General features: G+C 69.1%; 9 protein-coding genes. 4 read left to right on the top strand and 5 right to left on the bottom strand.

The genetic code is table 11. The features are described from left to right. Positions 1–233: hypothetical protein (locus tag ACFYO2_RS12355; RefSeq protein ID WP_388347622.1), on the top strand; the 233-nt coding region annotated here is incomplete at its 5' end. Between the two features lie 46 nt (positions 234–279). Here the strand turns inward: ACFYO2_RS12355 and ACFYO2_RS12360 are convergent. The 4 genes from ACFYO2_RS12360 to ACFYO2_RS12375 all read right to left on the bottom strand — a co-directional run bounded on the left by ACFYO2_RS12360 (position 280) and on the right by ACFYO2_RS12375 (position 7,172). After that, the gene (locus ACFYO2_RS12360) at positions 280–2,415 is read right to left on the bottom strand and encodes a 3-hydroxyacyl-CoA dehydrogenase NAD-binding domain-containing protein (RefSeq protein WP_388347624.1); all 2,136 of its coding nucleotides are present in this window, start codon (positions 2,413–2,415) and stop codon (positions 280–282) included. Next, positions 2,412–3,638, bottom strand: a complete 1,227-nt coding sequence (locus tag ACFYO2_RS12365; RefSeq protein ID WP_388347626.1) for a thiolase family protein — start codon at positions 3,636–3,638, stop codon at positions 2,412–2,414. Before ACFYO2_RS12365 ends, ACFYO2_RS12360 begins: the two co-directional genes overlap by 4 nt. 121 nt (positions 3,639–3,759) lie before the next feature. Next, positions 3,760–4,797, bottom strand: coding sequence for a LacI family DNA-binding transcriptional regulator (locus tag ACFYO2_RS12370; RefSeq protein WP_388347628.1), 1,038 nt, complete (start codon positions 4,795–4,797; stop codon positions 3,760–3,762). Further along, positions 4,794–7,172: a glycoside hydrolase family 2 protein gene (locus ACFYO2_RS12375; protein ID WP_388347630.1), complete on the bottom strand. Its 2,379-nt coding sequence runs from the start codon at positions 7,170–7,172 to the stop codon at positions 4,794–4,796. Before ACFYO2_RS12375 ends, ACFYO2_RS12370 begins: the two co-directional genes overlap by 4 nt. Positions 7,173–7,341: 169 nt before the next feature. Here ACFYO2_RS12375 and ACFYO2_RS12380 point away from each other — a divergent pair, with 169 nt between their 5' ends. From ACFYO2_RS12380 to ACFYO2_RS12390, 3 genes are read left to right on the top strand one after another with little or no spacing between them, the layout of a single operon-like run. Next, positions 7,342–8,655, top strand: a complete 1,314-nt coding sequence (locus ACFYO2_RS12380) for an extracellular solute-binding protein (RefSeq protein WP_388347632.1) — start codon at positions 7,342–7,344, stop codon at positions 8,653–8,655. Further along, entirely contained in the window at positions 8,655–9,608 is a 954-nt protein-coding gene (locus ACFYO2_RS12385) for a carbohydrate ABC transporter permease (RefSeq protein ID WP_388347634.1), read from the top strand. Before ACFYO2_RS12380 ends, ACFYO2_RS12385 begins: the two co-directional genes overlap by 1 nt. Then, positions 9,605–10,435 (top strand): carbohydrate ABC transporter permease, encoded by an 831-nt coding sequence (locus tag ACFYO2_RS12390; RefSeq protein ID WP_388347636.1) that lies wholly within the window; start codon positions 9,605–9,607, stop codon positions 10,433–10,435. The genes ACFYO2_RS12385 and ACFYO2_RS12390 overlap by 4 nt, the downstream gene beginning before the upstream one ends. 108 nt (positions 10,436–10,543) lie before the next feature. On the opposite strand, the gene ACFYO2_RS12395 is transcribed toward ACFYO2_RS12390, so the two are convergent. After that, positions 10,544–11,860, bottom strand: coding sequence for an HRDC domain-containing protein (locus ACFYO2_RS12395; RefSeq protein ID WP_388347638.1), 1,317 nt, complete (start codon positions 11,858–11,860; stop codon positions 10,544–10,546). Positions 11,861–12,009: the final 149 nt, after the last annotated feature.

A 12,009-nucleotide genomic window follows, 5' to 3' on the forward strand; every position in this document is an offset into this window, starting at 1 on the left:
CCCGCACCACACCTCGCAAGCCCGAAAGCCGACCATCACACGATCGAGCTAAATCACCCTCATACGCGTTCCACATCGAGCAGTTGTCAACCCCCGAGCAACTCGTGTCCGAGTTCCACGGCGCCGTCATGGAGCTGTACTTCGCCCGTAAGCGCATCAACGCCCTGGAGGCGGAGAACACCGAACTGAAGGCACGGCTCGCCGCCGCCGAAGAGAACGACTCCACCGAATGAAAAGAGGGCCTCCGCCAAGGCGGAGGCCCTCTTCACACAGGCACTGTCACGCCGGAACCGACGCCACGCCCGGAGCCAGGAACCGCTTCCCGGTCACCCGCTCGGAGACGCCCTCGCGGTCCAGGTACGGCGTGATGCCGCCCAGGTGGAAGGGCCAGCCGGCGCCCGTGATCAGGCAGAGATCGATGTCCTGGGCCTCGGCGACGACGCCCTCGTCGAGCATGAGCCCGATCTCCTGCGCCACCGCGTCCAGGACGCGGTCCCGGACCTGCTCCTCGGTCAGGACGGTGTCGCCCTGCTTGAGCAGCGCGGCGACCTCCGGGTCCAGCTCCGGCTTGAACCCGTTCTCTGCGGAGTAGACGTAGAAGCCGCGCTTGCCCGCCTTGACGACGGCCGCGAGGTTCGGGGAGACCGTGAAGCGGTCCGGGAAGGCCCGGTTGAGGGTCTCGGACACGTGCAGACCGATGGCGGGACCGACCAGCTCCAGGAGCACCAGCGGCGACATCGGCAGACCGAGCGGCTCGACGGCCTTCTCGGCGACCTCGACCGGGGTGCCCTCGTCGATGACGTTCTGGATCTCGCCCATGAAGCGGGTGAGGATGCGGTTCACGACGAACGCCGGGGCGTCCTTCACCAGAACCGCCGTCTTCTTCAGCTTCTTGGCGACACCGAACGCCGTGGCGAGGGAGGCGTCGTCGGTCTGCTCGCCGCGGACGATCTCCAGAAGCGGCAGGATCGCGACCGGGTTGAAGAAGTGGAAGCCGACGACCCGCTCGGGGTTCTTCAGCTTCGACGCCATCTCGGTGACCGACAGCGAGGAGGTGTTGGTGGCGAGGATCGCGTGCGCCGGGGCGACCGCCTCGACCTCCGCGAACACCTGCTGCTTGACGCCGATCTCCTCGAACACGGCCTCGATGATGAAGTCCGCGTCGGAGAAGCCCTCGGCCTTGTCCAGCACACCGGTCACCAGCGCCTTGAGGCGGTTGGCCTTGTCCTGGTTGATACGGCCCTTGCCGAGCAGCTTGTCGATCTCGGCGTGGACATAGCCCACACCCTTGTCGACGCGTTCCTGGTCGATGTCGGTCAGCACGACCGGCACCTCCAGGCGGCGCAGGAACAGCAGCGCGAGCTGCGAGGCCATCAGACCGGCGCCGACGACACCGACCTTGGTGACCGGACGCGCCAGGTTCTTGTCCGGCGCACCGGCCGGACGCTTGGCCCGCTTCTGCACCAGGTTGAACGCGTAGATGCCGGCGCGCAGTTCGCCACCCATGATCAGGTCGGCGAGGGCCTTGTCCTCGGCGTCGTAGCCCTGCTGGAGGTCGCCGTTCTTGGCGGCGGCGATGATGTCGAGGGCGCGGTAGGCGGCCGGAGCGGCCCCGTGCACCTTGCTGTCCGCGATGAAGCGGCCCTTGGCGACGGCCTGGTCCCAGGCCTCGCCGCGGTCGATCACCGGACGCTCGACCTCGACGTCGCCCTTCAGTACCTGGGCGGTCCAGATCAGCGACTGCTCCAGGAAGTCCGCGCCCTCGAAGAGGGCGTCGGCGATGCCGAGGTCGAAGACCTGCCGGCCCTTGAGCTGCTTGTTCTGGTTGAGCGAGTTCTCGATGATGACCGAGACGGCCTTGTCGGCACCGATCAGGTTCGGCAGGATCGTGCAGCCGCCCCAGCCCGGTACCAGACCGAGGAAGACCTCGGGGAGCGAGAAGGCCGCGATCGCCTTGGACACCGTGCGGTACTTGCAGTGCAGGCCGACCTCGACGCCGCCGCCCATGGCCGCGCCGTTGTAGTACGCGAAGGTCGGCACCGCGAGGGCGGACAGACGCTTGAAGACCTCGTGGCCGCCCTTGCCGATGGCCAGCGCGTCGTCGTGGTTCTTCAGGAGCTCGACGCCCTTGAGGTCCGCGCCGACCGCGAAGATGAACGGCTTGCCGGTGATGCCGACACCGACGATCTCGCCGGCCGCGGCCTCCTTCTCGACCTGGTCGATCGCGGTGTTGAGGTTCGCCAGTGAGGCCGGACCGAAGGTGGTCGGCTTGGTGTGGTCCAGGCCGTTGTCAAGGGTGATGAGCGCGAAGCGCCCGGCGCCGAACGGCAGGTCGAGGTGGCGTACGTGCGCCGACGTCACGACCTCGTCGGGGAACAGCTCGGCCGCGCCCTTCAGGAGTTCAGCGGTGCTCACTTGTTTCCTCCGGCGTCCTTGTGGTGCGGGTTCTCCCAGATCACCGTGGCGCCCATGCCGAAGCCGACGCACATGGTGGTGAGGCCGTAACGGACCTCCGGCTGCTCCTCGAACTGGCGGGCCAGCTGCGTCATCAGCCGGACGCCGGAGGAGGCCAGCGGGTGACCGTAGGCGATCGCGCCGCCGTACTGGTTGACGCGCGCGTCGTCGTCCGCGATGCCGTAGTGGTCGAGGAAGGCCAGGACCTGGACGGCGAAGGCCTCGTTGATCTCGAAGAGGTTGATGTCCTCGATGGAGAGGCCCGCCTTGGCGAGGGCCTTCTCGGTGGCAGGGATCGGGCCGTAGCCCATGACCTCCGGCTCGACGCCCGCGAAGGCGTAGGAGACCAGGCGCATCTTCACCGGCAGGTTGTTCTCGCGGGCGAAGTCCTCGCTCGCGATGAGCGAGGCGGTCGCACCGTCGTTCAGACCGGCCGCGTTACCCGCGGTGACCCGCCCGTGCACACGGAACGGCGTCTTCAGACCGGCCAGGTTCTCCAGGGTGGTCCCCGGGCGCATCGGCTCGTCGGCGGTGACCAGACCCCAGCCCGTCTCACCGGCCTCCGGGTTGGTGCGGCGTACGGAGATCGGGACCAGGTCGGCCTGGATCTTGCCGTTGGCGTACGCCTTGGCGGCCTTCTCCTGCGAGCGCACGGCGTACTCGTCGGCGCGCAGCTTGGTGATCTGGGGGTAGCGGTCGTGCAGGTTCTCGGCGGTCATGCCCATGAACAGGGCGGACTCGTCGACCAGCTTCTCGCTGACGAACCGCGGGTTCGGGTCCACGCCCTCGCCCATGGGGTGGCGGCCCATGTGCTCGACACCACCGGCGACGGCGACGTCGTACGCGCCGAAGGCGACACTGCCCGCGACCGAGGTCACGGCGGTCAGCGCACCGGCGCACATGCGGTCGATGGAGTAGCCGGGGACTGACTGGGGGAGACCGGCGAGGATGCCCGCGGTGCGGCCGAGGGTCAGACCCTGGTCGCCGATCTGCGTGGTCGCGGCGATGGCGACCTCGTCGATCTTCTTCGGGTCGAGACCGGGGTTGCGGCGCAGCAGCTCCCGGATCGCCTTCACGACGAGGTCGTCGGCACGGGTCTCGTGGTAGATGCCCTTCGGGCCCGCCTTGCCGAACGGGGTACGGACGCCGTCTACGAAGACGACGTCCCTGACGGTACGAGGCACGATGGCTCTCCTCCAGAATGCGGGACGGCTCTACTGCTGCGATGCGCTGAGCGCGCGCTCAGAACCCATGCTACTTGTGGGTAACCAGGCTGCCCAGTCCCCTCGCCCCAAGCGGTGAAGGTCACACCCTCGGCGGAGCCGTGGATCCCCGCGGAGTCAGTACCGGTGTCGGCACCGGATGCGACCCCGGCCCCTCTCCCGTGATCAACCCGAAGAGCGTCCGCGCCGCCTCCGCCCCGAATCCGTGCACGTCATGGCTCATCGCGGACAGGGGCGGGTGAGTGATGCGGCACAGCTGGGAGTCGTCCCAGGCGAGCAGGGAGACGTCGTCCGGGACGCTCAGCCCCATCTCCGCCGCCACCGCCAGCCCCGCCACCGCCATGATGTCGTTGTCGTAGACGATGGCCGTCGGCCGGTCCGGGGGTGCCGCCGTCAGCAGGGAACGCGTCGCCCGGGCCCCCGCCTCCCCGGAGTAGTCCGTGGCCACCTGCCAGGCCCCGGCCAGCTCCAGGGCGCGGGCCGCCTCGTCGAAGGCCGCGGTACGCATCGAGGTGTGTCCGAGGGCCGCCGCGCCCCCCACCCGGGCGATCCGCCGGTGTCCGAGCGCGGCGAGGTAGCGCACCGCCTCCGTCACGGCGGTGGCGTCCTCGGTCCACACGGAGGTGAGGCTGCCCGTCAGCGACGGATGCCCGACCGCGACCGCCGGCATCCCGAGCCGTTCGACCGCCGCCACCCGGGGGTCGTCCGCGCGGAAGTCCACGAGGATCGACCCGCCGATCTGCCGCCCCCGCCACCACGACTCCTGCAGTCCGACCTCCTCCTCCAGACTCCGTACGAGCCTCAGCAGCAGCGAGCAGGACTGCTCGATCAGGACGCTCTCCACCCCCGAGACGAACTCCATGTAGAAGGGTTCGAGCCCGAGCAGCCGGGCCGGCCGGCAGATCGCCAGCCCCACCACGTCCACCCGCGAGCCGGCCAGCGTCCGCGCGGTCGGGCTCGGCGCCCATCCCAGCTCCTGCGCGGCCCGGAAGATCCGGTCCCGGGTCGCCTCCGACAGCCCCGGCTTGTGGTTGAAGGCGAGGGACACGGCACCCTTGGACACGCCGGCGCGCGCGGCGACGTCCTTGATGGTGACGCGAGGTGTCGGGGTTGTCGTCATCGGCCGGGCTCCAGGCAGTACATGGCTGATCGGGCGTTGGCCGCATCGTGATCGTCCCGATTCTTCCAGCCGCGCACGCCGATGGTGATCTGTTCGCCGGGCAGCAGCGTGACCAGGCCCCGGTTGGTCCGCGCGTCCGGGTCCAACCGGTCGGCCTGCAGCAGCAGGTCCCGTACGAGGGTGTGGGCCGTCACCGTGATCCCGAACGCCGCGATCGTGACGTCGAACTCCGGCTTCGGGTAAGGGATGTCACGGTCGGGGGCCGGGAAGTGCAGGGCACGCAGCCCTCCCGCGTCCGCGACCAGGAACTCCTCGGGGCCGACGGGCTTCAGTTCCCTTGGGACGCGGATGTCGGCGACGGACCTCGCCGCGGCCCCGAGTTGCGAGCTCACCTCGCCGATCACGGCGCCCTCGAGGGACATCCGGCGCAGCGTCAGCGTGTCGGCCCACTCCTCGGCCGACTGGTTGACGGCGGCCAGTACCAGCCCCTGGGTGCGCGTTTGGAATGTGAGCAGCCGGTCCGCGTACAGCCGCCGCAGCTCGTGGTAGAGCGGTTTCGGCCGCCCGTCCCCGTCGATCGCCGCCCAGGAGGTCCCCGGCCAGCAGTCGTTGAGCTGCCAGATCACTGTGCCCGCACAGACCGGCCAGTGCGAGCGCCAGTGCTCGATCCCGGCGGCGGCCGCGCGGGCCTGGTTCACCTGCATGAGGTAGTGCCAGCGGTCGAAGTTCCCTTCCGGCACGGCGAAATGACGGGCGAGCCCGCGCTCGAGCTTCCCGTTGCCGTCGTCCGCCTTCTGGTGGTGCAGCATGCCGGGGGAGTCGGGCGTGAGTTCCTCGCCCGGCAGCCCTCGCCGCAGCGTGGCGTAGGTGGGCGGCGCCTGCCAGCCGAACTCGGCCACGAAACGCGGCACATGAAGCCGGTAGTCGGCGTAGTCCTCCCGGTTCCAGACCTCCCAGGAGTGGTGCGTGCCGTGCGCCGGGTCGTTCGGGTGGTGCTCCCAGGAGCCGGACCACGGACTGCCCGCCGTATACGGCCGCGTCGGGTCCAACTCGGCCACCACGCGCGGCAGTACGCCCAGGTAGTACCCCTCGCCCCAGGAGTCCCCGCCGAGCCGCTCCTCCCACCCCCAGTCCCGGAACCCCCACAGATTCTCGTTGTTGCCGTTCCACAGCACGAGCGACGGATGCGGCATCAGCCGTACGACGTTCTCGCGCGCCTCGGCCTCCACCTCCCCCCGCAGGGGCTGCTCCTCCGGGTAGGCGGCGCAGGCGAAGAGGAAGTCCTGCCAGACCAGGAGGCCCAGCTCGTCGCAGGTGTCGTAGAAGTCCTCGCTCTCGTAGATCCCGCCGCCCCAGACCCGGACGAGGTCCACGCCGACCCTGGCCGCCTGCCACAGCCGCTTCCGGTACCGCTCGCGCGTGATCCGGGACGGGAACACGTCGTCCGGGATCCAGTTCACGCCGCGCGCGAAGAGCCGCTCGCCGTTGACGACGAGGGTGAAGCCGGTGCCGCTCTCGTCGGGCCGGCGGTCCAGCTCGACGGTCCGGAAACCGATCCGGCGCCGCCACACGTCCAGCGCGCGATCCTCGTGCAGGAGCGTCAACTCGACGTCGTACAAAGGCTGTTCGCCGTACCCTCGGGGCCACCACAAGCGCACGTCCGGCACGTCCAGCCGTACGACGCCCCGCGTCCCGTCGATCCGGGCGCGCGCCCGGACCCCGCCGACCGTCGCCTCCACACAGAGTTCGGCCTCGACCCGGGAGCGCTCGATGTCCACGTGCAGTTCGACCCGCCCCAGGCCGTCCTCGACGGTCACCAGTGGCCGCACGCGCGCGACTCTGGCCGTCGACCACCGCTCCAGTCGGACCGGCCGCCAGATTCCGGCCGTCACGAGGGTCGGCCCCCAGTCCCAGCCGAAGGAGCAGGCCATCTTGCGGATGTACTGATAGGGCTCGGCGTAGGCGGCCGGCCGCTCGCCCACTGTGCCGCGCACGGCCTCCGCCTCGGCGTACGCGGAGGCGAACCGCACCGACAGCCGCCCGCCGAGTCCGGTCACGTCGAAGCGGTACGAGCGGTGCATGTTCCTCGTCCGGCCCAGGAGCCGGCCGTCGAGCAGGATCTCGGCGGCGGTGTCGAGGCCGTCGAAGACCAGGTCGGTCTGCTCGTGCCCGTTCGTCGCCGCGAGGTCCGTCTCGTACGTCCACTCCCGCCGCCCCACCCACGCGACCTCGGTCTCGCCCCGCCCGAGAAAGGGGTCCGGGATCAGCCCCGCCGCCAGCAGATCGGTGTGCACGCAGCCCGGCACCGAGGCCGGCAGCGCGTCCCCCTCGTGGCGCAGAATCCAGCCCTCGGTGAGCGGTGTGGCCTCCAGCATGCGGGCTCCTAAACCGTTTCAGCCGTGTACGCGGTCACATGTTTGCAGCCTTGGCGAAATAGCGACTTTACCGGTTAAGAAAGCGCTGTCAGAGTGCCGAATCAGCCAACCCACCAATCCGCACGTGCTCGTCCGTCCCTGGAACGTCCCTAGAGCGGAGCTGATGCACATGAACCGCCGTCCCATCCTCGCCATGGTCGTGGGAGCCGCCCTGCTGGTCCCCGGCTGCACCGGCACCGGAGGTACCTCGAAGGGCGCCGACGCCAAGGCCGCCGACGACCCGTCGAAGGTCAGCGGAACCATCAAGGTCCTCACCCAACGCACCGATCTCGTCACCGACGGCACGATGAAGAAGTACGCCGCCGAGTTCAACAAGACGTATCCGAAGGTCAAGGTCGAGTTCGAGGCCCTCACGAACTACGAGACCGAAGTCAAGATCCGTATGAACACGGAGAACTACGGCGATGTCCTGCTCATCCCCGCGGTCATCAAGAAGGCCGACTACCCGAGGTTCTTCGCCTCGCTGGGCACCGAGGAGGAGCGCGGCAAGAAGTACCGCTTCACCGACTACACGACGGTCGACGGCAAGGTCTACGGCCAGACTCCGATCGGTGTGATCCCCGGCTTCCTCTACAACAAGAGGGTCTGGAAGGAGGCCGGCGTCACCGAATGGCCCGCCACCCCGGCCGAGTTCCTCACCGACCTCAAGGCGATCAAGTCCAAGACGGATGCGGTCCCGTACTACACCAACTTCGCCGCCCAGTGGCCGTTGTCCCAGTGGACGTCCGTCAACGGCTCGGTCAGCTGCGACCCCCAGGCGTCGACGAAGCTCGCCGAGGGCGATCCATGGGCCGAGGGCGCCGACCTGCGGGTCGGCGACACGCTCCTGTACGACACCGTGCGCCAGGGCCTGATCGAGAAGGACCCGACCACCACCAACTGGGAGGAGTCCAAGCCCCGGTTGGCCAAGGGCGAGCTCGCCACGCAGTGGCTCGGCACCTGGGCGATCATCCAGTTCCAGGACGCCGCCCGGCAGGCCGGGGTAAGCCCCGACGACATCGGCTTCATGCCCTTCCCGACCAAGGTGGACGGAAAGTTCTGCGCGGTCGTCGCACCTGACTACAACCAGGCCGTCAACGTCCACTCCAAGAACAAGCCGGCCGCCCGCGCCTGGATCGACTGGTTCACCGACAAGTCCGGGTACGACAAGGACAACCTGGCCATCTCGCCGCTCAACGACGCCCCGCTGCCCGAGGTGCTGAAGCCGTACGAGGACGAGGGCGTGAAGCTCATCGAGCTGGACGACAGCGCGGGAGCCGAGGTCAAGCTCATCGACAACCAGTCCGAGGTCGGCATCTACGCCCCCGAGTACCGCCAGAACCTCGTCGACCTCGCCCGCGGCGCGAAGAAGGGCAGCCTGGACGACTTCTTCGCCGACCTCAGCAAGCGCTGGACCGAGACGCAGCGGACTCTGGGGTCCTGATGACGGACACCACCCAGAAGGCGACCGTGAAGGCCGCCACGGGGGCGGCGCCCGCCGCCCCCGCCCCGGCCCCCGCACCCCGCGGGACGCGCGTATGGCGCGGAGTGACGCCCTGGCTCTTCCTGATCGCCCCGCTCGCCCTGCTGATCACCTTCACCTACGCGCCGATCGCCAACATGCTGGCGTACAGCTTCACCGACTGGGACGGCGTGAGCCCCGAACTGCACTACACGGGCGTCGAGAACTACACGGAGATCTTCACCAGAGAGGACCTCTTCCGGGTCTTCTTCGTCAGCGGCTACTACCTCGCCGCATCCGCCGTCCAGATCGTCGCCGCCCTCTACTTCGCGACGATCCTCAGCTTCAACATCCGCTTCCGGAACTTCTTCAAGGGCGTGCTCTTCTTCCCGTACCTGATCAACGGGGTCGCGATCGGCTTCGTCTTCCTCTACTTCTTCCAGGACGGAGGTACCCTCGACTCGGTCCTGTCCCTCTTCGGCCACCACACGGACCACGCCTGGCTCGGCACGCCGGTCTCCGCCAACACATCCCTCGCCGGCGTCTCCATCTGGCGCTACCTGGGCCTGAACTTCGTGCTCTTCCTCGGCGCGATCCAGTCCATCCCCGGGGAACTGTACGAGGCGGCCGAACTGGACGGCGCGAACCGCTGGCACCAGTTCCGCTACATCATCGCGCCCGGCATCAAGCCGGTCCTCACCCTGACGGTGATCCTGTCCATCTCCGGCTCGCTGTCGGCCTTCGAGATCCCGTACATCATGACCGGCGGGGCGACCGGCACCGAGACCTTCGTGATCCAGACGCTGAACCTGGCCTTCCGCTTCAACAAGACGGGGCTCGCCTCGGCCGCCGCGGTCGTGCTGCTGCTGATCATCCTGCTGGTGACCTGGGTGCAGCGCCGCCTCGTCCCCGACGACAAGGTGGATCTCGCATGACGCGCCGCAGTGTGGCCCGCACGCTCGTGTACCTCTCGCTGATCGCCGCGACGGCTCTCGTCCTGCTCCCGCTCGGCGTGGTCCTGCTGACCTCCCTCAAGTCCTCGAAGGAGATGGCTAACGGCAGCGGCGCGCTCTCGCTCCCCGACAGCCTGTTCAACGTCGACAATTACGTGACGGCGTTCCAGGACGGCCGCATGCTCACAGCGTTCACCAACACCGCGATCATCCTGGTGGTGGCCATCGGCGGCACCGTCCTCATCGGCTCGATGACCGCCTACGCCATCGACCGCTTCACCTTCCGCTTCAAGAAGCTGGTGGTCGCGCTCTTCCTCATCGCCGCACTGGTACCCGGAGTGACCACCCAGGTGGCGACCTTCCAGATCGTCAACAGCTTCGGAATGTTCGATTCCCTGTGGGCGCCGATCGCGCTCTACATGGGCACCGACATCGTCTCGATCTACATCTTCCTGCAGTTCGTACGGTCCATCCCGATCTCCCTGGACGAATCGGCCCGCCTGGAGGGCGCCAACGCCTTCACGATCTACCGAAAGATCATCTTCCCGCTACTCAAACCCGCGATCGCGACGGTCGTCATCGTGAAGGGCATCACCGTCTACAACGACTTCTACATCCCCTTCCTCTACATGCCCTCCGAGGATCTTGGCGTGATCTCGACGTCCCTTTTCCGGTTCCGCGGCCCGTACGGCGCCCACTGGGAGGTGATATCGGCGGGAGCGGTCCTGGTGATCCTGCCCACCCTGATCGTGTTCCTGAGCCTGCAGAGGTTCATCTACAACGGCTTCATGAGAGGCGCGACGAGGTGAGACGTCTTCAGGGGCGCGGGGAACTGCGCGAGCCACCACAGACGGCCGCCCGCCGCCGTACGAGAGAGGCCCTACGGCGGCCAGGCGGACAAGGCCAGGCGGACAAGGCTAGGCGGACAACGCGGCGACAAGCACCGGCGTAACCTGCTCTACCTGCCAGGCCCGCGCCCCGAACCCCGCAAGCGCGGCCCCCACGGACTCGGCGCTCACCGCCGCCGGCGGCTCCCAGCACACCCGCCGAACCGTGTCCGGCGCGATCAGATTCTCCTGCGGCATGGTGAGCGCCTCGGCCAGCGCGGACACCGCGGCCCGAGCCGCGGACAACCGTGCCGCGGCGGCCGGATCCTTGTCGGCCCAGGCCCGCGGCGGCGGAGGCCCGGTCACCGCCTGCCCCGGCTGCGGCAACTGGGCGTCGGTCAGCGCCTTCGCCCGCTCCACCGCCGCCTGCCACTGCTCCAGCTGCCGTCGCCCCATCCGATGCCCGAACCCGTTCAACGCGGCGAGCGCGTGCACGTTGACCGGAAGAGACAGTGCGGCCTCCACGATGGCCGCGTCGGACAGCACCTTGCCCGGCGACACGTCGCGCCGCTGCGCGATCCGGTCCCGGGTCTGCCACAGCTCCCGTACGACGGCCAGCTGCCGCCGCCGACGCACCTTGTGCATGCCGGACGTGCGCCGCCACGGATCCTTGCGGGGCTCCGGCGGCGGCGCGGAGGCGATCGCGTCGAACTCCTGGCGGGCCCACTCCAGCTTGCCCTGCCGGTCGAGCTCCTTCTCCAGCGCGTCGCGCAGGTCGACCAGGAGCTCCACGTCCAGGGCGGCGTAGCGCAGCCACGGGTCGGGCAGCGGGCGGGTGGACCAGTCGACGGCCGAGTGGCCCTTCTCCAGGACGAAGCCGAGGACGCCCTCGACCATCGCGCCCAGGCCCACCCGGGGGAAGCCGGCGATCCGGCCGGCCAGCTCGGTGTCGAACAGCTGCGTGGGGACCATGCCTATTTCGCGCAGACACGGCAGATCCTGGGTGGCGGCGTGCAGCACCCACTCGACGCCGGTCAGGGCCTCGCCGAGGCCGGAGAGGTCGGGGCAGGCGACGGGGTCGATCAGCGCGGTTCCCGCGCCCTCGCGGCGCAGCTGTACGAGGTAGGCGCGCTGGCCGTAGCGGTAGCCGGACGCCCGCTCGGCGTCCACGGCGACCGGGCCGGAGCCCGCGGCGAAGGCGGCGATCACCTCGGCGAGCGCGTCCTCGTCGGCGACGACGGGCGGGATGCCCTCGCGCGGCTCGAGCAAAGGGATCGGCTCGGGGCCCGTGTCGGGGCCGGTATCGGGGTTCGGCGCCTCCGTAGCAGAAGATCCGCCGTCGTCCGGAGGGGCGCCTCCGGTGGTTCGCAGTGTGCTGTCTGCTGCGGTGTCTTGGGCGTCGGTCACATGTCAAGGGTATCTGTGTATGGACGGGGGGGGGGGGCGGGGGCGGGGGGGGCGGGGGGGGGGGGGGGGGGGGGCGAACTGGGGGGGGGGGGGGGGTGAAGTGTTTGGTGGTTGGTTTTGGGGGTTTTGGTGTATGAGAATATGGATAG

It is taken from the genome of Streptomyces sp. NPDC006602, from assembly GCF_042870385.1.
Lineage (GTDB): Bacteria > Actinomycetota > Actinomycetes > Streptomycetales > Streptomycetaceae > Streptomyces.